The organism is Minwuia sp. IMCC3060, assembly GCF_029909435.1.
Lineage (GTDB): Bacteria > Pseudomonadota > Alphaproteobacteria > Minwuiales > Minwuiaceae > Minwuia.
In genome coordinates this window covers 822,245-843,414 of sequence record NZ_CP123782.1, presented here as the reverse complement: position 1 = coordinate 843,414, position 21,170 = coordinate 822,245, and the positions used below count along the sequence as shown (strand labels likewise).

Sequence of the window (21,170 nt, the reverse complement as noted above, 5' to 3'; positions counted from 1 at the left end):
CATAATGAAGTTCGAAATTGCCCTCTACGAACTTGTCGATGGTAGCAGCCCCTTCGCGCAATGGTTCGATGAACTCGACAGTCAAGCTGCGCTGAAGATCCGCACAGCCATCGCACGGATGGAAGCGGGCAACATGGGCGACATCAAACCCGTGGGCGGTGGAGTACTGGAGCGTCGCCTGACGTTCGGGCCAGGATACAGGATTTATTTCGGTCAGGATGGCGCAAGGATCGTGATTTTGCTGACCGGCGGAACGAAACGGCGCCAGCAAGCCGATATTTCGCGCGCGCGGGCATTCTGGTCGGACTATCTGGCGAGACGGGACAGAGGATAAGCAGCCATGCCTCTCACGAGAGATTTCCGCACTACCGTCATGGCACGCGCATCGCGCGACCCCGAGTTTCGTGTTGGCTTGCTGCGCGAGGCTGTGGATACATTCCTTGCTGGTGACGTTGATGCCGGAAAGATCATCCTGCGGGACTATGTCAATGCAACTGTCGGCTTCGAGGCGCTGGGGCAAGGGGTTCAGCGCAATCCGAAGAGCCTGATGCGGATGCTTGGTCCCGACGGAAACCCCCGTGCCGAGAACCTGTTCGCGATCCTGTCATATCTGGAATCCGTGGAGGGCATCAGCCTTCATGTCTCCGCGAAGCGTACTGGGTAGATCGTACCTTCCGATCACGGAACCACACATGCCCGTTGCAGCTTGAACAGGCAGAAGGGCCCCGTTTCCATTCCTGGAAAGGAGGCCCTTCAATCAAGGTCAGCGGGAACCAATCAGCCCTTGCGGGGCATCTCGTCCCGGTCGTCATCGTGGTGGCCATGATGGCCCCGGCGGGTCAGGCGTTCCAGGGTGGCCTTCTGGTCTTCATCCAGCACGGCATAGAGCGGGTCGAAGGAGGTGCGGATCTGCTTCAGCGCGCCCAGGGCCTTTTCCATCACGCCTTCCATCTCGGCCAGCCGTTCGGGCGCCGAGCCGCCGCGCAGGACCTCCATGCTGTCACAGGCCGTCAGCAGTTCCTTGCCGCCGTCGCGAACCGACGCCGCGAAGGTGTCCCAGGCCGCCTGCTGGTCATCGCGGATGCCGAGGCGGATGTCGGCGAAGATGATCACATCCTCCAGACGCTCCTGACCATTGCTGCACACATACTTCATGCCGCCGTGGTGTCCGCCCATGCGCGCGTGGTGGCCGTAGCCGTCACCGGACTGGGCATGCAGGGCCGCGGCACCGGCGGTGACACCCACCGCAGCAACGGCGCTCACCAGCATGATCTTGAGACGCTTGTTCATTTCCTCATCTCCTTGTCCGAGGTCGTTGATCTGTCTGCCGGATGATCCCGGCGCCCCCCAGACATGGGCCATTGATGCGCGCCCTTCGACCCGCCGGGTGCAACGTTCGGTAACGGTCGGTAACACCTGACCGGATGGTTACAAGCAGTTACGAAAAGCTGCCGCACCGCAGGCTCCGGGTCTTATATTGAGAGGCATGCAACGGACACCGCATCTGCTGATCATCGATGACGACCGGGAAATCCGCGACCTGCTGGCGCGGTTTCTGGTCCGCCACGAACTGCGCGTCGACACCGCCCGCGACGGGCGGGAGATGGACGCGAAGCTTGCCACGGGCCGTTTCGACCTGCTGGTCCTGGACCTGATGATGCCGGGGGAGGACGGACTTGCCATCTGCCGTCGCCTGCGCGGCAGTGGCGTCAAGACCCCGATCATCATGCTGACCGCGCTGGGGGAGGAAGCGGACAGGATCGTGGGACTGGAGGTGGGCGCGGACGACTATCTGCCCAAACCCTTCAACCCGCGCGAGCTGCTGGCCCGCATCCGCGCCGTGCTGCGCCGCACGGGCGATACGGCGGAGCAGGACGGCGGCAGCGGCGAACGCCCGCGTGTGCTGACGTTCGAGGGCTGGCAGATCGATCTCGCCGCGCGGGAACTGCGTGATCCGGAGGGGACGCTGGTGACCCTGACGTCCGGGGAGTTCGACATGCTGGAGGCCTTCGCCGAGCGTCCGCAGCAGATCCTAAGCCGTGACCAGTTGGCTGACCTGACCACTGGCCGGTCGCTGGGCCCGTTCGACCGGTCCATCGATGTTGCCCTCAGCCGCCTGCGGCGCAAGCTGGGTGAGGACCCGAAGAACCCGCGCATGTTCAAGACGGTCCGGCATGGAGGCTATTACTTCTCATGCGACGTCACCGCTTCCTGAACCGCCTGCATGTCGGCGGCGTGGCGGGGCGGCTTGCGCTGGTCCTGATGCTGCTGCTGGCCATCGCGCTGGCCATCACCATCGGCTGGTACGCGAAGGACCGGGCGGACACGGCGCGTCGTCTGCTGGATCATACCGCGCGCCGGACGGAGCAGATCGTCATCCTGCTCGACCGTACGGCACCGGCAGAGCGGCAGGCGCTGGCGCGGGTCATTTCGGGTCCGACGCTGGGCGTGCGCATACGCCCCGGGCCACCACCCGGTGCGGACCATGACCACGAGTTTCACGGCGACATGCAACGTGGCATCCGCCGCTTCGTCGATCGCAACCTGCCTGCCCTGCGCGGTCGCCCGCTGGTGATCGTGCCGCCCCGGGACGAGGACCACGATCAGGATCACGCAGGGGATCGCGACGGCAGGCCCGGTCTCGACCGGGATGGACCTGACCGCGCCCGTGCGCTGGACGGGCCGCCGGAACCCGACCTGCTGCCCAGCCGCCGCAAGCTGATCTTTGCCACCACCCTGAACGACGGCGTCTGGGTTCATTTCCTTGTCTCGACAGACCGCCTGGCCTACCGCTGGGCCGTCAGGGGGACCTTCTGGATCGCCTTCACCTGCCTGCTGATCATCGTCTTTGCGATCTGGGCCGCGCGCCGGGCAACGCGTCCGTTGCGGGAACTGGCCCAGGCGGCGGACCGGCTGGGTCTGGACGTGGATGCCCCGCCCCTGCCGGAAAGCGGATCGCGGGAACTGCGCAAGACCGCCGTGGCCTTCAACCGGATGCAGACCCGGATCAAGCGGCTGATCGACGACCGGACGCTGATGCTCGCCGCCCTCAGCCATGACCTGAAGACCATCCTCACCCGGCTGCGCCTGCGGGCCGAGTTCATCGATGACCCCGACCAGCAGCAGCGCGCGGTGAGCGACATCGACGACATGCAGCAGATGGTCGATCAGGCCCTCGGCTTCATTCGCGGTGACCAGGCGACGGAGGCCATCCGGCGCATTGATCTGGCCGGACTGCTGCGCGACCTGTCGGAGGATGCGGCGGCGCAGGGCGGACAGGTCGCTTTCGAGGGGCCGGACCGCCTGCCCGTGGACGGTCGCCCCGTGGCCCTGAAACGCGCAGTCGGCAACCTGATCGAGAACGCGCTGCGCTATGGCGGCGGCGAGGTTGCGCTCAACCTGTCCAAGCAGGACGGACGGGCCATCCTGACCGTCGCGGACAATGGACCGGGACTGCCCGAGAGTGAGCTGGACAAGGTCTTCCAGCCCTTCTACCGGCTGGAAACCTCGCGGAACCGGGAAACCGGCGGCTCGGGACTGGGGCTCGCGCTTGCCCGCGACGTGTTCCGCAGGCTGGGCGGCGAGCTGACGCTTGCCAACAGGCCGGAGGGCGGGCTGGCGGCGACCGCGTGGCTGCCCATCGACAGCGCCTGAGCCCCGGGCAGGACACATGGCAGCTCCACTGGTGACCCGGCGTCGCGCGTGAACCAGAATGGCCCAGCGATTCAGTTACAGGGGAGGATCAACGATGGCTGGATGGACCGAAACGTTCCGGGGAACGATCTATCCGTGGCACTGCGATCACATGGGCCACATGAATGTCATGTACTACATCCACTTCTTCGATCAGGCAGCGGGTCACCTGCTGTCTGCCTGCGGCTACAAGTGGGCGGAGATGGGGGAGCAGCGGCTGGGCTTCGTCGATGTGAAGCACGTCATCGAATACAAGGCCGAACAGGTCGTCGGCAGCCTGCTGGCGATCGAGAGCGGTATCGTGAAGCGGGGCCGCACGTCGCTGGTGGGCATGCACCGGATGACCAATACGGAGACCGGCGCCCTTGCCGCGACCCTGGAGGTCACGACCATCCATTTCGATCTGGAGGCCCGCAAGTCCCTGCCCCTGCGCGAGGACACCTGGCCGCTGATCGACGCACTGCTCGTGGAGCCCTGACAGGCCGGTCAGGGGATCGGCGCGAAGGCTTCCACCTCATCCTCGATCCCCTTCAGCGGATGGTGGCCGACGGAACGGAATTCGCCGTCGGCAGCCTCCGCGAAGGCTGACGTGACCAGGATCGGCTCCGCCATTTCGGCGGAGAGCTTTTCCAGTCGCGCGGCGCGGTTCACGGCCGGACCGATCACCGTGAAATCAAGCCGTCCCGTGGCGCCGATATTGCCGTAGAAGACATCTCCGACATGCAGTCCGAAGCTGCTGACCAGATCCGGCTTGTCTTCCGACCTGCGCCGCTCGTTCACTGTCTCCAGTGCCGAGATGGCAGCATGGGCGGCACCCAGCGCCCGGTTGCAGGCCCCTCTGGTACCGTCCGCCTCGTCCACCGGAAAGATGGCCAGCGCGGCATCACCGATGAACTTCAGGACTTCGCCGCCCGCCGCATCGATGGCATCCCCGACCGCACCGAAATAGTCATTCAGGACATGGATGATGTAGTCGCGCGGCAGGCGCTCCGACATCGCCGTGAACCCTCTCAGGTCACAGAAGAACACCGCCGCCGGAATGCGCCGGGCAAAGCCCCGGCGGATCGCGCCCTCCAGCACCCGTTCGCCGGTGCCATGGCCCAGGTAGACGTCCAGCAGGTTGCTCGCCAGCCTGCGGCTGCTGTGGATCTCGCTCAACAGCCCGAAGATCGGCAGGAATTCCCGGATATCATCGACGTCCGTATCGGTGAAACCACCCTTGCGGCGCATGGCGAAGGATATGGGATTGCGCTTGCCGTCCGTCAGCGGCACCGGCAAGGCCAGATAATCCGTGAACCCTTGCTCCATCAGACGTTCCAGGAAGGCATATTCCAGGTCGGGGTCATCCCCCTCCAGGCGGCATCGGACCTGATCCCCGCCATCCAGGATGACCCGGACCGGACTGACGAGATAGTCGGCTGTCTGATGCGTTTCGTGTCCGAGCTCACTGATCTCGACCTCGTCGTCATCCGCATTCCAGACATAGCCAAGCGCAACGATCTCCGGATGCAGCGTCCGCTGTCCCAGCGTCATGCGCGCGACTGGTAACCCCACCACCTGCATCTGCCTGACCAGGCCACGCAGCAGGGCCACCGTGTCCTCCGCCATGCGCCCCTGATCAAGCAACCAGGCAGATATCTGCTTTCCCTTGGACATCATTCTCCGATCAGATGCAGGACGACCCGCCGCCGATGCGGATGGGTCCGGTGCTCCCACACATAAAGCCCCTGCCATGTGCCGAAAAGGGGCTTGCCGTCCGCCACCGGGATATTGAGGCTGGTTGCGGTCAGGGCGCTGCGGATGTGGGCCGGCATGTCGTCCGCGCCTTCCGACACATGCCGGTAGAGGGAGGTGTCGTCGGGTACCAGCCTGTCGAGGAACCTGTTCAGGTCATGCAGGACATCCCTGTCCGCATTTTCCTGAATGGTCAGCGACGCCGAAGTATGACGGATGAAGACCGTCAGCATCCCGTCCGTGATGCCCGTCGCCCGACACCAGTCGGCAACAGTCCGGGTGATTTCCTGCAGCCCCCGTCCCTGGGTCTCGAAGGTCAGTTCGGTCCGGGCCTGCCGCATCATTCCGCCCCCCGCCACCAGCTTGTCAGCAGCGGACCATAGACCGGAACCACCGGGGGCCGGCGCAGGTCGGCACTGACAGCCATGCGCGTGGTCGGTTGCCAGTAGAGTGGCACCACCAGATGGCTCGCCCGCAGCACGCGATCCAGCGCCCGGGCAGCGGTCCGCAGTTCGGCACGGCTTCTGGCGGCGGTCAGCGCGCCGACCATGGCGTCGACGGCGGGCAGGCTGACGCCGGCATAGTTTCGGCTGCCGGGCTGTTCCGCGGCGGCCTGACCCCAGTAGTACCATTGCTCCGACCCCGGACTGAGCGACTGGTACCAGTGGTTGACGATCATGTCGTAGTCGAAGCCCTGGCGGCGGCGTTCGTATTGCGACGGGTCGACGGTCCGTGCGGTGGCCTCGATCCCCAGCCGTTTCAGTCCCCGCGCGAAGTTCAGCGCCACCTTCTCATCGGTCGGATCATGCAACAGGATCTCGAACGCGAAGGCGGCCCCCTCGGCATTGCGCAGCACCTGATCCGTGCCGACCGTCCATCCGGCTTCCGCCAGCAGCGTCTGGGCCCGGCGCAGATTGCGGCGCAGACCACTCCGCCCTTCGGTTTCCGGTGGCGCCACAGCCGGACCGAAGACCGCCTCCGGCACCTGCCCGGCAAAGGGTTTCAGCAGCGCCAGTTCCGCCTCCGACGGCACCCCGTCGGCAGCCAGGTCGCTGTTCTGGAAGTAACTGACGTTGCGCGCGTAGGAGCCGTGAAACAGGTTCCGGTTGATCCAGTCGAAATCGAAGGCCAGACCCAGCGCCTGACGCACCCTGATGTCGGCGAACAGTGCCCGTCGGCTGTTGAACACCAGCCCGCGCATGCCGACGGGCCGTTCCAGCGGCAGTTCCAGCTTCTTCAGCTTGCCATCGCGCACGGCCGTAAAGTCATACCCCTCCGCCCACAGGGCCGGATCCAGCTCGAAGCGGACATCATAAAGCCCGCCCTTCAGTGCCTCGAACCGGGCCGTCTGATCGCGAAAGAACTCATAGGTGATGCGGTCGAAATTGTTGTCGCCGCGATTGACCGCCAGATCACGCCCCCAGTAGTCCTCCCGCCGGGCGTAGGTGATCGTGCGCCCCTGCTCCAGTTCCGCCACGCGGTAGGGACCGCTGCCCGGAATGGCGTCCAAGGTCGTCCGGTCGAAGCCATTCGCCTCGAACCAGTGTTGCGGCAGGATCGGCATGAAGGCCATCAGCAGGGGCAGTTCACGGTTCTCCCCGCTGCCCAGATGAAAGGTGACCCTGCGGCCATCCACCGCCGTCCGCGCCACCTGCCTGTAATAGAGTCGGTGATTGGGCCGCCCCTTGTCGCGCAGGGTCTGCCACGACCAGAGCAGCACCTCCGCCGTGATCGGTTCCCCATCGGCGAAGCGGGCATCCGGGTGCAGCGTGAAGGCAATGCTGCGCCGCGACGGGTCCATGTCGATGGACTCCGCCACCAGACCGTAGAGCGAGAAGGGCTCGTCCTGCGAACGCTTGGTCAGTGCCTCGAACACCAGGCGCCAGCCCTCCGCAGCCTGCCCCTTGAAGATGAAGGGGTTCAGGCTGTCGAAGGTTCCCTGCGTCGCTGCCAGCCGCAGCGTGCCGCCCCTGGGTGCGGCCGGATTGACGTAGCCGAAATGGCTGAAGCCCTTCGGATACTTCGGCTGGTCGTGCATGGAGATCGCGTGTGCGGGCTCGGCCAGCGACGGGGCGGTCCCGGCAAGGGTGGCGAGCAGAAGTGTCAGGAATCCCAGTCGGCGAAGGTTCTGCCATCGTCGCCGAGCGCCGCACTGATGCGCACCTTCAGCTGCTCCAGGTCGGCGCGTGACATGCTGCGGGAGATGACGACATCCTCGTTCACCATCACCGCAAGGCGAAACCCCGCCTCCGTCTCCGTGATCAGAACCGGCAGATCGAACATGTTTCTGGCCCTTTCCTCTGGTGGCAAGCAGACAGGAGGATAGCATCCTCACCGTTAATGGTTGGTCATCCCGGCCGGTCAGCCGGGAATGGCAAGGACGGTCGATCATCGGGGCAAGGGCACGAATCATGACCGCATCGTAGGCTGCCGCGACATTCAGGAGAACCACGTGATAAGAACGCGCAGCAATCAATCGAACGGAGACACTACACATGCAGCATCTGGTGCCGGACGGGTTCGTGCAGGTTACGGGTCAGGGTCCCTTCAGCGGTCACATCGGCCCGACCTGGGTTCGCGATGAGGCGGGGGGAGACTCCACGTACGGCGTCCTGATCGCGGAGAAGCACCTGAACAAGCGCGGCGTCGTGCATGGCGGAATGCTGATGAGTTTCATGGACCATCTGCTCGGCCGCACGATCCATCACGCCATCGGCGGTGCCACCACCGCGACCATCCAGTTGGACAACCAGTTCCTCTCCGGCGTACGCGAAGGCGTCTGGATGCAGGGCAAGGGCGACATCGTGCGACAGACCCGCAGCCTGGTCTTCGTGACCGGCAGGTTGTGGGTTGATGAAACACCGGTGCTGCAATCTTCGGGCGTCTGGAAGATACTTGGTGCCTGAATGGTGACCGGCCATCTGAAATCCACATTTGATGTTGCATTCACGGGGTGGGACAAGCATCAGACGCCAGTGACCGAAGAGACAGCGACATGCGGGCAGTCCCTGGCCGCATGACAGCCCGTGGGGGGCAATCGGATGAAACGTGATGCGGCGGCGCAGTCACGACAGCTTCTGAGTGACTTCAGAGCCATCATGCAGTCGGCAGAGCCACCCGAGGCGCGCCTGGCCGAGGTGGTGCGTCTGGTCGCGCGCAACATGGGGGCGGAAGTCTGCTCCGTCTACATCCGCCGGGCCGACGGTGCGCTGGAACTGTTCGAGACCGAAGGCCTGCGACGGGAAGCAATCCGCATCACCCGCATGGAGGCCGGTGTCGGCTTGGTCGGACATGTCGCCGAGACCAGCCTGCCCGTGCGGTTGCGCGACGCCCGTTCCAGTCCGGCATTCGAACCGCGACCGGAGACCGGCGAAGACGCCTACACGTCGTTCATGGGCGTGCCGATCCTCTATGCCGACCGGGTACTTGGTGTGCTGGTGGTGCAGAACATCAGCGCCCGCGACTATCACGATGAGGAACAGGAAGCGCTGGAGATGCTGGCGCTGGTGTTCGGCCAGATGATCGCCTCCGGCGCGCTGGTGCCGCCGGAGACAGCCGCTGAGTCCGTGGCCGGCAACAGCCGCCCGACACGCATGGCCGGACACAGTCTCGCCGACGGTTTCGCAAAGGGCCACGCCGTACTGCATACGCCGCACATCACGGTTCGGCAGACCGTTGCCGATGACCCGGAGGAGGAACTGATCCGGCTGGACAATGCCATCCGCGATGTTCACGACCAGATCGACGAGATGCTGTCCCAGCCGGCCATCGCCGCCGGCGAGTCGCGTACGGTCATGGAGGCCTTTCGCCTGTTCGCCCACGATCCCGGCTGGCAGCGCAGGATGCGGGAGGCCGTCGATACGGGCCTGACCGCAGAGGCCGCCGTCAAGCGGACCCACGACCAGACGCGGGCGCGGTTCCGCAGGATTCCCGATCCCTATATCCGCGCCCGGCTGGCGGACATGGACGATCTGGCCAACCGGCTGTTCAATCGCCTGAACGCCGATGTGAATGCGCTGGAAAACGATCTGCCCGACGACGTGGTCCTGGTTGCACGCGACATGGGACCGGCGGAACTGCTGGACTTCGACGAGACCAAGCTGCGGGCCGTGATCCTGGAACAGGGCAGCGTCGGATCCCACATGTCGATTGTCGCCCGGGCCCTGGACATTCCCGTCATTGGCGGCTGCACCGGGGCAACGGACCGGATCAATTCGGGCGACCTCGTCATCGTCGATGGCGATCACGATCAGGTCTTCGTCCGCCCCGATCAGGATGTCATCGATGCCTTCGGCGAGACCGAGGCGATGCAGCAGGAAGTGCAGGCCCGCCGCCGTGCGCTGCGCGATGTGGAGGCGGTCACGCGGGACGGCATGAAGGTCGAACTCCACTGCAACGCCGGACTGTTGCTGGACCTGCGGCATCTGGACGAGACCGGTGCCGACGGAATCGGGCTGTACCGCACCGAACTGCACTACATGGTGCGCTCCCGCCTGCCGCGGATGCAGGAGCAGGCGACCTACTACAAGCATGTACTGGACGCCGCCGGTGACCGCCCGGTGATCTTCCGCACCCTGGATGTGGGCAGCGACAAGCTGCTTCCCTACCTGAAGCGCGACCCCGAGCCCAATCCGGCCATGGGCTGGCGCGCCGTGCGTATCTCACTGGATCAGGAAGCGCTGTTCCGGATGCAGCTCCGTGCCCTGCTCGCCGCCGCGGAGGGTCGGGAACTGCGTGTCATGTTCCCGATGATTGCGGACATTGCCGAATTCGAGGCCGCCCGGGCCGTGCTGATGCGGGAGGTCGAATGGGCCAGGGCACGGGGACGCGCCGGGCCGGCCACCCTGAAGGTCGGCGTCATGCTGGAGGTTCCGGCACTGGTCTGGCGTCTGCCCGCCCTGCTGCCGCGCGTCGATTTCGTTTCCATAGGGTCCAACGACCTGATGCAGTTCATGTATGCGGCCGATCGCGGCAATCCGCGCGTCGCCTCACGGTACGACACGCTCAGCCCGGGCTTCATCTCTTCACTGCGCCGCATTTCGGAGCAGTGCCAGCAGCATCACGTCGAATTCTCGATCTGTGGCGAGATGGCCAGCCAGCCCCTGGAAGCCATGGTTCTGGTCGCGCTGGGGTTCCGCAAGCTGTCGATGCGTCCGAACGCGATTGGCGCTGTCAAGGAGATGATCCTCTCCCTGGACACCAATGCGCTGCGGCAGGAGATGTCACGCATGGGCGAACGCAACGAAGGCAGTCTGCGCCCGATGTTCGAGGCCTTTGCCGCCCGGCACGGCGTGAAAACCTGAAACCCCCCTGAAAAACTGCCCTTTTCCCGCCAGATTTCCCTTCTACTGTCCCCCAAAGTTCGCTAAGAAACCGCGATGGTGCACTGCGAAAGATCGATTCGCAGACTGGCAGGAGCCAGCCGCCGATCTCACGCATTTGCATCTGGAATGTTGCAGCAGGGACACCCTGCCCCTGAGGAGCCGAATTGCGCCATGCCTGACAGCGGTCGCCAGATTGCCGACGATCGATCATTGCGCGAAGGTCGACTGAACCTCTATGAGGTCGAGGCGGCCGAAAGCGGTGGTGACGGCGTCTATCGGGGGGTCGGCGCCGAACTGAAGGCGGAGCGCGACCGGTTCGGCCTGCTGCTGTCCGAGGTTTCGGACCGCCTGCGCATTCGCGTTGCCTATCTGGAAGCCATCGAGGAAGGGCGTTTCGGCGATCTGCCGGGGCGCATCTATGCCATCGGTTTCCTGCGCAGCTATGCCGAATTCCTGGGCGCTGACGGCGATGTCTGCGTCCAGATGTTCAAGGACGAGGCCGGGACCGGTGGTCACAGCCGCCGTCTGGAGTTCCCCGTACCGCAGAACGAGAACCGACGCCCCGGCAAGGCAACCCTGCTGGTCGCTGTCCTGCTGGGGGCCGCTGTCTATGGCGGCTGGTTCGTGTTGCAGGGGAAAGATCAGCAGACGGTCGATATCGTGCCGGAGGTGCCGGAGAGCATTGCCCGACAGGTCCAGACGGTCACCGCCACGCCGACGACCGCCGCTCCGGAGCAGGCCGCCACCACGGTCCAGGCAGTCGCGGGGCAGTCTCGGGACACCAACGACGGGAATTCGGTGTCCGAAGAGAACTCCGGCAGTCTGATGGCCGCGAATGCCGCCGATGCCAGGACGGAGTCGGCGCCGGTCGGGACTGCCGACGCGGCGGCACCCGCCAGAGACATCACTGTGGCGGAACCGCCGGTGACGGAAACAGAACCGGCAACAGTTCCCCGTTCCGAGGCATCGGCGCCGCTGACTGACGTCGACACGGCGCCCCTGAATCGTTCCATTGCGTCTGAACCTGTCGGCCAGGCACAGGAAGACGGCACGCAGGCTGTGGCTGAGACCGCACCGGCTGTCGAGAACACGGCGACCAGTGAGCCGGTCGTGCCGCAGATTGCCGCGCTCGGCCCGCCGCCCCTGCCGCCGACAGCACCGCGCGCGGAATCTGTCCCGCGCGTCTTCGGCGTTGCCAATACGGATGCGCGCATCATCATCCGTGCCACCGACCGTGCGCAGATCTTCGTGAAGCAGGCCGGGGGTCGCACGGTTCTGCCGCATCGCGTGTTGCAGGCGGGTGATGAGTATCGCGCACCGGACCTGGACGGGCTGCTGATCCGCAGCGACAACGTCAATGGCCTGGAGCTCATCGTCGATGGCAGGAACCTGGGCCCCGTCGGGCGGCTGTCGGATGCGCAGAACAACCTGGCGCTGGATCCGGACTGGCTGCTGAAGAACGCCGGAACGCGTTAGCGACAATCTGCGTCGCTTCCCCCTCCCCTGTTGCGACCCCATGTCGTAACAATGCAGCCGCAGGCTGACCTGCCGCACGAACCAGACAAACCGAGAGTGAGGATCGCCCCATGAGCGTCCGCCCCTATCGCGACATCTACCGCCGCAAGTCCCGCCAGATCAGGGTTGGCGATGTTCTGGTGGGTGGCGACGCCCCGATTGCCGTACAGACCATGACCAACACGGTGACTTCGGACGCGGAAGCCACCATCGCCCAGGTCCGCGCGGCGGAGGAGGCAGGGGCGGACATCGTCCGTGTCTCCTGCCCCGACGAGGAATCGACGAAGGCGCTGCGCCAGATCGTGCGCGCCGCCTCGGTGCCCATCGTCGCCGACATCCATTTCCACTACAAGCGCGCCATCGAGGCGGCGGAGGCGGGCGCGGCATGCCTGCGGATCAATCCCGGCAACATCGGATCCGCCGAACGGGTCCGGGAGGTCGTGAAGGCCGCACGGGATCACGGTTGCTCCATGCGTATCGGCGTCAATGCCGGCAGTCTGGAGCGGCACCTGCTGGAGAAGTACGGCGAACCCTGCCCGGAAGCGATGGTCGAGAGCGCGCTGGATCACGCCCGCATCCTGGAAGACAACGACTTCCGCGAGTTCAAGATCTCCGTCAAGGCGTCCGACGTCTTCCTGTCGGTTGCCGCCTACCAGGGTCTGGCAGAGGCCTGTGACTACCCCCTGCACCTGGGCATCACGGAGGCGGGCGGCATGATCGGCGGCTCCGTGAAGTCATCCATTGGCCTGGGCGCCCTGCTGTGGGCCGGGATCGGAGACACGATCCGGGTATCGCTTTCCGCCGATCCGGTGGAAGAGGTGAAGGTCGGCTACGAGATCCTGAAGTCGCTCGGGCTTCGCCGCAGGGGTGTCACCATCATTTCCTGTCCCTCCTGCGCCCGGCAGGCCTTTCCCGTCATCAAGACCGTGGAAGTGCTGGAGGAGAGACTGGCCCACATCACGACACCGATGACGCTGTCGATCATCGGCTGTGTCGTGAACGGACCGGGCGAGGCGCGGGAAACCGACATCGGCCTGACCGGCGGCGCCAAGGGCCGCAATCACAAGGTCTATGTCGGAGGCATTGCGGACCACAATGTCGACGACGAGAAGCTGGTCGAGCATATCGTCGGCATGGTGGAGGCGAAGGTCGCCGCCATCCAGGCCGCCGAAGCAGCCGAGGCGGCAACACCGGACGCCGCCTGAGCCGGTCCGACCTCCACTTCATCCGAACACCTGAAACAAGAAGAAACCCATGGCCAAAGCCCAGCCCGTTCGCGGCACCCACGACCTGTTGCCTGATGACTTCGCCGCGCACGGGGAAGTCATCTCCGTCGCGCGCCAGACCGCAGCGACCTACGGCTATCGGGAGATGGCGACGCCGATCTTCGAGTTCACCGATGTCTTCGCCCGCTCGATGGGTGAAACGTCGGACGTGGTCTCGAAGGAAATGTATTCCTTCGATGATCGCGGCGGCGAGTCGATCACGCTGCGCCCCGAATACACGGCGGCGATCTGCCGGGCCTTCATCTCCAACGGGCTGCAGCAGAATGTGCCGTTCCGCGCCTTCGGTGCCGGACCGATGTTCCGCTACGAGCGTCCGCAGAAGGGCCGTCAGCGCCAGTTCCACCAGATCGACATCGAGATCATCGGTGCCCCTGAACCGGCGGCGGACGTGGAGGTGATCTCGGTCGGCGCGGAAATCCTCAACCGGCTGAATGTGCTGCACAAGACGGTGCTGCACCTGAATACCCTGGGCGATCCTGAAAGCCGCGACAGCTACCGCGAGGCGCTGGTGGCCTATTTCAACGACCACCGATCCAGCCTGTCGGAAGACAGTCTCGGTCGTCTGACGCGCAATCCGCTCCGCATTCTCGATTCGAAGGATGAGGGCGACCGCAGGATCGTGGAGAACGCGCCGCTGTTCGGCGACTATCTGAACCAGCATAGCCAGGACTTCTTCGGCACCGTCCTGTTCGGGCTGGACACGCTGGGCATCGCCTACGAACTGAACCCCCGGCTGGTGCGCGGTCTGGACTACTACACCCACACCGCATTCGAGTTCGTGACCGACGCGCTGGGTGCACAGGGGGCAGTAATCGCGGGCGGGCGCTATGACGGGCTGATCGGCCAGCTTGGCGGCCCCGCGACCCCCGGCATCGGCTGGGCGGGCGGTATCGAGCGGCTGGCGATGCTCTCCGGGGCGACCGGCGCAGCCCCCCGCCCCATTGCGCTGATCCCGATCGGTGAGGACGCGGAGACCGAAGCCCTGAAGATCGGACAGGCGCTGCGCCGTGACGGCTTCATCGTCGATCAGGCCTTTCGCGGCAATCTCGGCAAGCGCATGAAGCGTGCCGACAAGCTGAATGCGGCGGCGGCCCTGATCTTTGGCGACGACGAGCTGGCGAAGGGCGTGGTTCAGGTGCGCAACCTGACGACCGGCGATCAGAGCGAGGTTGCGCTGGACGGTCTGACCCGGGCACTGGCTGAACATGAGGGAAGCCGCGTCTGATGATCCCGCGCGACCGGCTGAAACGCATTCAGGTACGTCATGAGGAACTGGAAGCCCTGATGGCGGAGGGCGGCGGGGATCGTGACGATTTCACCGACCTGGCCCGGGAATATGCTGAACTGAGCCCCGTCGTGGAGGGTATCAACCGCCTTTCGGCCATGGATGCGGAGGCGGCCGACCTGCAGGCCCTGATCGACGATCCGGACGGGGATGCGGAGATGCGCGATCTGGCGCGGGACGAGCTGGACACGCTGTCGAAGGAACGCCCGGCGCTGGAGCGGTCGCTGATGCTGCAGCTGCTGCCCGGTGACGCGGCCGACGCCCGCAGCGCCATCCTGGAGGTCCGCGCCGGTACGGGCGGGGAGGAAGCAGCCCTGTTCGCGGGCGAACTGTTCCGCATGTACCAGCGTTACGCCGAACTCTCCGGCTGGCGGTTTCAGGCCATGGAGATCAGCGAGACCGATCTGGGCGGCCTGAAGGAAGGCATCGCCGAGATCAATGGCCAGAATGTCTTCGCCAACCTGAAGTTCGAATCCGGCACCCATCGTGTCCAGCGGGTGCCGCAGACCGAATCCGGCGGGCGCATCCATACCTCCGCTGCCACTGTCGCGGTCCTGCCGGAGGCGCAGGAGGTCGATGTGGTGATCGACGACCAGGATCTGCGCATCGATGTCTACCGTGCCTCCGGGCCGGGCGGCCAGTCCGTCAACACCACCGACTCGGCGGTCCGGATCACGCATATCCCCACAGGTATCGTGGTGACGCAGCAGGACGAGAAGTCCCAGCACAAGAACCGCGCCAAGGCGATGAAGGTGCTGCGTGCCCGCCTCTATGATGCGGAGCGGCAGCGCGTCGATGGCGAGCGTGCGGCGGACCGTCGGCAGCAGGTCGGCAGCGGCGACCGGTCGGAGCGGATACGCACCTACAACTTCCCGCAGGGGCGCATGACCGATCATCGCATCAACCTGACACTCTACAAGCTGGCGGAGATCGTCAGCGGTGACGCGTTGGGTGAGGTGATCGAGGCGCTGGTGGCAGAGGATCAGGCCCGGCGGTTGGAAAGCCTTGCCGAGGCCAGCTGAACAGGAAACCGTCGGTGCGCTGCTGGACCGGGCCACGCGGCAGCTCCGGCAGGCCGATCTGCCGTCGCCCAGACTGGACGCGCGGGTACTGCTGGGCAACGCCATGCAGTGCGACCCGGCCAGCCTCTTGCCAGGATCCACCAGGCCCGTCGCCCCGGCTCAGGTCGCGCGCTTCGATGCCCTGATCGACGGTCGTCTGGAACGCAGGCCCGTGTCTCACCTGACAGGTCGCAGGGAATTCTACGGGCGGGCGTTCATGGTCACGCCGGACGTGCTGGACCCGCGCCCCGATTCCGAATGTGTTGTCGAACTGGCCTTGCGGCATCTGGCGTCCGATGAGCCCACACGCATTCTCGATCTGGGCACGGGGACGGGCTGTCTGCTGCTGACCCTGCTGGCGGAGCGTCCGCAGGCGCAGGGTCTCGGGATCGATATTTCGGCGGCGGCACTGGAAGTGGCCAGGGGCAATGCCGCCGCGCTGGGGCTGCAGGATCGCGCCGCGTTTCAGCAAGGCGAATGGCTGTCCGGCGTCACAGGACACTTTGACCTCATCATCAGCAATCCGCCCTACATCCCGTCCGACGACATCCACGGCCTGGCCCCGGAAGTCCGGGACCACGAACCGCGTCTGGCGCTGGATGGCGGTCGGGATGGTCTTGATCCCTATCGCATCCTGCTGCCGCGACTTGCCGGTCACCTGAAAGCCGAAGGCACTGCGATTCTGGAGCATGGGCAGGGGCAGGAGGCGGCCATGGCACGGCTGGCAGAACACTCCGGCCTTGAAATCACCGCAACAGCCACCGATCTGGGTGGAATAAATCGTGGAGTCGCGCTGCAAACCGCCGTCTGTGCAAAAAAAGCACTTGGAAATGGCGGTGGTACGACGTAGCTTTCGTTCACGGCCTTTCGGGCGTGATATGTCTTTCGGCATACCCCCCGGACCGACAGCTCACACAAAAGCGCGTTTGCGCGAGCAGGCATCTCTCGTCAGAAGACGATGGATGATATCCCGAAGCGACAATTTGGCGGATCAATGAGAGCACCCAACAAGAACCGTGCGCGCGGTCGTTCAAACCGGCGCGCACCGAATCCCAACCGCAGCTTTGAAAGCAACGGTCCCGAGGGCAAGATCCGCGGTAACGCCAGCCAGGTCTACGAGAAGTACAGCCAGCTTGCGCGGGACGCGCAGGCAACGGGCGACCCGATTGCTGCGGAAGGTTTCTGGCAGCACGCCGAACACTATTACCGCATCATGTCCAGCCAGCAGCCGAACAACCGTCCGCAGCAGAACGGCGGCGGCGACTATGATCAGAACGGCCAGCCGGGCATGGACGAAGATCGCGACTTTGCCGAGCAGGATCAGCCCGATGATCCGCGCCGTGGACAACGGCGCAACCAGGGCCGCAACAACAACGGTGATGACAACCGGGGCCAGCAGAATCAGGGGAATGACGACGACGATCAGGACCGGTCGGAGTTCCAGGACCGTGGCGAGCGGCAGGACCGTGGGGAGCGGCAGGAACGCGCGCCCCGGCAACCGCGTCGGCCCCGCCGGAGCGAGAACCGGGACCGTGACGGGCAGGCAGACGGCCAGCCGCAGGCCGCTGCCTCCGACACCCCCGAAGACAGCGCACCGGCACCAATCCCCGTCACCGCACCCGCCGCACCTGTAGCCCAGGTCGAGGAGTCGGACACCGCTGGCCTCGAACGAGTCGTGAAGCGCGTGCGCCGGCCGCGCAAGCCGCGCGAGGAAAGCCCCGCCGCTGCGGCGCCGGCCGATCCGGCATCCGAGGATGCGGCTGACTGATCAGGCAAGCGTCGTGAGCAGTGATGCCGCGATACCCCACATGATCAGTCCGACGATCACATCAAAGACCCGCCAGGCTGACGGGCGCGCGAACACGGGCGAAAGCCAGCGCGCGCCAAAGCCCAGGCTGTAGAAGAAGACGGCCGATGCCAGCGCGCCGCCCCCCCAGAAGGCGAAGCGGCTGGCGAGGTCGTAGCGTGCGGACAGGCCACCCAGCATCACCACCGTATCCAGATAGACGTGCGGGTTCAGGAACGTGAAGGCCAGCACCGTCAGGATGGCCCCCCGGTAACTCAGGCCGCGGTCTGCGGCGGCTTCCAGGGCGGAGGGCGACAGCGCGCGGCGCAGCGCCAGCAACCCGTATGCGAACAGGAAGACCGCGCCGCCAATGGTGACGATCGTGATCAGTCCGGGCGCTTCCCGGATCAGGCTGCCCAGCCCCAGGACGCCCGCGCCGATCAGCAACGCGTCGGCTGCCGCGCAAATCGTCGTGATCGTCAGGACATACTCCCGTTTCAGTCCCTGACGCAGCACGAAGGCGTTCTGGGCACCGATGGCGAGAATCAGTCCGAAGCTCAACAGAAACCCTTCAATCGCCGCGCTCATCAAAGCCCCTTCTAACCGAACCGGATTGCCCGTATAGCACCTTGATGAAGCTTCGGTTGCCACGATTGACCATAGGCATGCGCGCGGGCCTGACCATCGGCATTGGTGGGCTGGTGCTGCTGGCCGTGGTGACCGTGCTGTTCCTCGGCTTTGGCAGTGCGCGACGCAACACGCAGGATCTGCTGCTCGGCAATGCGCGCATTGCGCTGCAACTCATCCAGAACGGAATCCATGCGGAGCTGCATCCTGTCGAGAGACAGGTCGGCTTCGTCGGCACGTTCCTGGAGGCGGAGAACCCCCGCCAGCCGCTCAATATCGACGGCCCTCTGGCCAAGATGATGACCGGAGCGCTGGCCGCCACACCCGTGACCCGCGCCATGTCATTCGTCGATCTGGAAGCACAGATGCTGGATGTGCGGCGCCAGGATGGCAACGGTGTGGTCAGCCGCGGCGATCTGCTGAGCGTTCCCGACATCATCGACAGGATCGCGGCGGCGGCGGACCAGCCGCCACAATGGGGCGAGATCCTGTGGAACCACGAGATCGGCACGCCGCTGCTGACCTATCAGCGCGCGGTGAAGATCGATGGCACGTTCGTCGGCATGATCGGCGCCCGAGTGCCGACCAACCTGCTGGCCCGGACCGTGGCCGATGCCGCTGCCCAGGTCTATGCCACCGCCTTCATCATTCACGGCGACGATCGTGTTCTGGCACATCCGGCCATGTTCGATGGTCGCATCGCAGCCGATGCACGCCCCGATCACCTGTCGGCGGCTGATTTCAAGGATCCGATCCTGAGTGCCTATCTGGAGGGGCGGACCCAGTTGCTGACCGTGCAGGCGGAGGATTTCGAGTCCCGCATCGTCAACCTGCCCGGCGACAATCACGTCCTGCTGATCGCGCGGATGGATCGCTATGGCACCGTACCGTGGAAGCTGGCGCTTGCCTTTCCGCTGGAGGATGTGACGACGGAACTGCTGCGCCTGCTGAAGGCCGGGCTGGCCGGGTTCGCGGTACTGATCCTCAGTCTGCTGATCGCCCTGTTCGCCGCCCGGCGTCTGGCCAGCCCGCTTGTCAGGCTGGCGCAGTTCGCAGATCGGGCACGCAGGCTGGATCTGGAGGGGCTGGAACCCCTGCCCCGCAGTACCTTCCGGGAACTGGACAAGGCTGCTGCCTCCATGAACGGCATGATCACGGGACTGCGCTGGTTCGAGACCTATGTTCCGAAGCGCCTGGTGCAGAACCTGATGGCGCAGGGACAACCCGAAGCCGCCATGAGCCAGGAACGCATGGTGACGGTGATGTTCACCGACATCAGCGGATTCACGGGCCGTTCGGAGAAGTGGAGCGCCCAGCAGACGGCCGACTTCCTGAACGCGCATTTCGATCTGCTGGCCGCGGAGATCGAGGCAACCGGCGGTACCATCGACAAGTTCATCGGCGATGCGGTCATGGCGTTCTGGGGCGCGCCGGAGCCGCAGGACGATCACGCGGCGCGGGCCGTACTGGCGGCAAGGGCCATCCGCGAGGCCGTGGCGATGGACAACAGTCACCGCGATGATCCGGTGAACGTCCGCATCGGCCTCCATACCGGGCCCGTGGTTGTCGGCAATATCGGTGCGACGGACCGCATGAACTACACGATCGTCGGTGACACGGTGAATATCGCCAACCGGCTGGAGACACAGGCAGCGAAACTGTCCGCCAATGCCGGTGCAACAGTCATTCTGGCCAGCGGAGCGACGGTGACTGCCGCGCGCGCCGTTGATGATGCAACCTGTATCGGCGATGTCCTGCTGAAAGGCCGCGCGGGGTCGGTGGAGGGCTGGCTGCTCTGATCTGCGGCGGCGTCAGCGTCCGGGACGCAATCTCGATCTTCCCGGTACGGGAGTCCAGGCCATTCCTGCCCTACATGATCGCGGAACCTCCGGCGGAATCAGTAGTCGATGGGCGTGATGTGCCAGCCATCCTTGTGGAACTGCCAGTAGGATTCCTTCAGGCGCATGGACACCGGTCCCGGCCGGTCATTGCCCTTGATGCGCCCGTCGATGCGTGACGCAGGCATCACGCCACCGGCTGTCGTCGAGGTGAAGACCTCGTCCGCTTCGCGCAACTCATCGGCCGTCAGGGGCCTGACCTCACAGGGAATGCCGAGCTTCGCGCAGAGATCGAGCACGGATTGCCGTGTCACCCCTTCCAGCGCGCCCCGGTCAGGCGAGACCACCGTGCCGTCGATGACCGCAAAGACGTTGAAGCCCGGTCCCTCCGTCACGTAGCCGTCCTGGTCCAGCAGCACTGCCGTATCGGCACCTGCATCCTCCGCCTCGAACAGGGCGCGGATCATGTCCCCCCAGTGATAGTTCTTCACTGTCGGGTCAACGGAAGCAGCAGGAATGCGTGGTGTCTTCGCGATGATCAGATGGGCGCCGCGTTCCTGCACTTCCTCGCTGATCACATCCACCCAGGGAATGGCATAGGCAATGAAACGGTTGGTCACCAGGCTGGGCAGGCGCGGCAGACCGGGAGCAGGCACCCCCCGCGTCGTCACCATGGCGACGTAGGAATCGCGCAACCCCGACCGGCGCACGCATTCGGTCAGGATCTCCGCCATTTCCGCCCGGTCGTGCGGCACCTTCATGCGCAGTGCGGCCATGGAGGCGAAGAAGCGGTCCAGGTGATCGTCCAGCCTGAAGAACCCGCCGTCGCGCACATGCACGACGTCATAGGTCACATCCGACTTGTTGAAGCCCCAGTCGAGCACGGAGACCTTTGCCTCCGAGATCGGGACATAGGCGCCCTCGACAAAGGCGCAACCGCCCGCGAAGGGGTTGGTGTCACCGACGGCGCTCTGGCGTACGGGTGTCTGGTCGTTCATGATCGGTCCTCCATGGCCACCAT

The 21,170-nt window shown here is 65.2% G+C and carries 21 protein-coding genes; 14 read left to right on the top strand and 7 right to left on the bottom strand.

All coding sequences use genetic code 11. The features are described 5' to 3' along the window. Positions 1-4: 4 nt before the first annotated feature. Complete coding sequence (locus QGV54_RS03895) at positions 5-334, top strand: type II toxin-antitoxin system RelE/ParE family toxin (protein ID WP_281018165.1); 330 nt, start codon at positions 5-7, stop codon at positions 332-334. Between the two features lie 6 nt (positions 335-340). Next, entirely contained in the window at positions 341-664 is a 324-nt protein-coding gene (locus tag QGV54_RS03890; RefSeq protein ID WP_281018166.1) for a transcriptional regulator, read from the top strand. Between the two features lie 113 nt (positions 665-777). Here the strand turns inward: QGV54_RS03890 and QGV54_RS03885 are convergent, their stop codons facing one another. Continuing rightward, positions 778-1,290 carry a Spy/CpxP family protein refolding chaperone gene (locus tag QGV54_RS03885; protein ID WP_281018167.1) on the bottom strand — a complete coding sequence of 171 codons (513 nt, stop codon included), beginning with the start codon at positions 1,288-1,290 and terminating at the stop codon, positions 778-780. Between the two features lie 196 nt (positions 1,291-1,486). Between QGV54_RS03885 and QGV54_RS03880 the strand changes: the two genes are divergently transcribed. From QGV54_RS03880 to QGV54_RS03870, 3 genes are all read left to right on the top strand, one after another. Continuing rightward, positions 1,487-2,215, top strand: a complete 729-nt coding sequence (locus QGV54_RS03880) for a response regulator (RefSeq protein ID WP_281018168.1) — start codon at positions 1,487-1,489, stop codon at positions 2,213-2,215. Then, a complete protein-coding gene (locus tag QGV54_RS03875) occupies positions 2,194-3,654 on the top strand; it encodes an ATP-binding protein (RefSeq protein ID WP_281018169.1) in 1,461 nt (486 codons plus the stop codon). The genes QGV54_RS03880 and QGV54_RS03875 overlap by 22 nt, the downstream gene beginning before the upstream one ends. Before the next feature lie 94 nt (positions 3,655-3,748). Continuing rightward, the gene (locus QGV54_RS03870) at positions 3,749-4,171 is read left to right on the top strand and encodes an acyl-CoA thioesterase (protein ID WP_281018170.1); all 423 of its coding nucleotides are present in this window, start codon (positions 3,749-3,751) and stop codon (positions 4,169-4,171) included. Between the two features lie 8 nt (positions 4,172-4,179). Here QGV54_RS03870 and QGV54_RS03865 read toward each other — a convergent pair whose 3' ends face one another. The 4 genes from QGV54_RS03865 to QGV54_RS03850 form a co-directional block, all read right to left on the bottom strand. Next, positions 4,180-5,352, bottom strand: coding sequence for an adenylate/guanylate cyclase domain-containing protein (locus QGV54_RS03865; RefSeq protein ID WP_281020066.1), 1,173 nt, complete (start codon positions 5,350-5,352; stop codon positions 4,180-4,182). Next, positions 5,349-5,768, bottom strand: coding sequence for a secondary thiamine-phosphate synthase enzyme YjbQ (locus QGV54_RS03860; RefSeq protein ID WP_281018172.1), 420 nt, complete (start codon positions 5,766-5,768; stop codon positions 5,349-5,351). Before QGV54_RS03860 ends, QGV54_RS03865 begins: the two co-directional genes overlap by 4 nt. Continuing rightward, the gene (locus QGV54_RS03855) at positions 5,768-7,465 is read right to left on the bottom strand and encodes an extracellular solute-binding protein (RefSeq protein WP_281018173.1); all 1,698 of its coding nucleotides are present in this window, start codon (positions 7,463-7,465) and stop codon (positions 5,768-5,770) included. The genes QGV54_RS03860 and QGV54_RS03855 overlap by 1 nt, the downstream gene beginning before the upstream one ends. Before the next feature lie 65 nt (positions 7,466-7,530). Beyond that, complete coding sequence (locus QGV54_RS03850) at positions 7,531-7,710, bottom strand: hypothetical protein (RefSeq protein WP_281018174.1); 180 nt, start codon at positions 7,708-7,710, stop codon at positions 7,531-7,533. Positions 7,711-7,922: 212 nt separating this feature from the next. Here QGV54_RS03850 and QGV54_RS03845 point away from each other — a divergent pair, with 212 nt between their 5' ends. The 8 genes from QGV54_RS03845 to QGV54_RS03810 all read left to right on the top strand — a co-directional run bounded on the left by QGV54_RS03845 (position 7,923) and on the right by QGV54_RS03810 (position 17,666). Further along, positions 7,923-8,333, top strand: coding sequence for a PaaI family thioesterase (locus QGV54_RS03845; protein ID WP_281018175.1), 411 nt, complete (start codon positions 7,923-7,925; stop codon positions 8,331-8,333). Between the two features lie 135 nt (positions 8,334-8,468). Continuing rightward, positions 8,469-10,730 carry a phosphoenolpyruvate--protein phosphotransferase gene (gene ptsP / locus QGV54_RS03840; RefSeq protein WP_281018176.1) on the top strand — a complete coding sequence of 754 codons (2,262 nt, stop codon included), beginning with the start codon at positions 8,469-8,471 and terminating at the stop codon, positions 10,728-10,730. A gap of 192 nt (positions 10,731-10,922) precedes the next feature. Beyond that, positions 10,923-12,227, top strand: a complete 1,305-nt coding sequence (locus tag QGV54_RS03835) for a helix-turn-helix domain-containing protein (protein WP_281020065.1) — start codon at positions 10,923-10,925, stop codon at positions 12,225-12,227. Between the two features lie 110 nt (positions 12,228-12,337). Next, on the top strand, positions 12,338-13,471 hold the full coding sequence (ispG, locus tag QGV54_RS03830) for a flavodoxin-dependent (E)-4-hydroxy-3-methylbut-2-enyl-diphosphate synthase (protein ID WP_281018178.1): 1,134 nt from the start codon (positions 12,338-12,340) through the stop codon (positions 13,469-13,471). A 49-nt stretch (positions 13,472-13,520) separates the two neighbouring features. Next, entirely contained in the window at positions 13,521-14,777 is a 1,257-nt protein-coding gene (hisS, locus tag QGV54_RS03825; protein ID WP_281018179.1) for a histidine--tRNA ligase, read from the top strand. After that, positions 14,777-15,859, top strand: coding sequence for a peptide chain release factor 1 (prfA, locus tag QGV54_RS03820; RefSeq protein WP_281018180.1), 1,083 nt, complete (start codon positions 14,777-14,779; stop codon positions 15,857-15,859). Before hisS ends, prfA begins: the two co-directional genes overlap by 1 nt. After that, positions 15,843-16,748 (top strand): peptide chain release factor N(5)-glutamine methyltransferase, encoded by a 906-nt coding sequence (prmC, locus tag QGV54_RS03815; RefSeq protein WP_281020064.1) that lies wholly within the window; start codon positions 15,843-15,845, stop codon positions 16,746-16,748. The genes prfA and prmC overlap by 17 nt, the downstream gene beginning before the upstream one ends. Before the next feature lie 108 nt (positions 16,749-16,856). Further along, positions 16,857-17,666 carry a DUF4167 domain-containing protein gene (locus QGV54_RS03810; RefSeq protein WP_281020063.1) on the top strand — a complete coding sequence of 270 codons (810 nt, stop codon included), beginning with the start codon at positions 16,857-16,859 and terminating at the stop codon, positions 17,664-17,666. Here the strand turns inward: QGV54_RS03810 and QGV54_RS03805 are convergent, their stop codons facing one another. Continuing rightward, entirely contained in the window at positions 17,667-18,272 is a 606-nt protein-coding gene (locus QGV54_RS03805; protein ID WP_281018183.1) for a LysE/ArgO family amino acid transporter, read from the bottom strand. It abuts the gene before it with no gap. Positions 18,273-18,337: 65 nt separating this feature from the next. On the opposite strand from QGV54_RS03805, the gene QGV54_RS03800 reads away from it, so the two are divergent. Continuing rightward, positions 18,338-20,110, top strand: coding sequence for an adenylate/guanylate cyclase domain-containing protein (locus QGV54_RS03800; protein ID WP_281018184.1), 1,773 nt, complete (start codon positions 18,338-18,340; stop codon positions 20,108-20,110). 98 nt (positions 20,111-20,208) lie between these two features. On the opposite strand, the gene QGV54_RS03795 is transcribed toward QGV54_RS03800, so the two are convergent. After that, entirely contained in the window at positions 20,209-21,147 is a 939-nt protein-coding gene (locus QGV54_RS03795; RefSeq protein ID WP_281018185.1) for an aminotransferase class IV, read from the bottom strand. Positions 21,148-21,170: the final 23 nt, after the last annotated feature.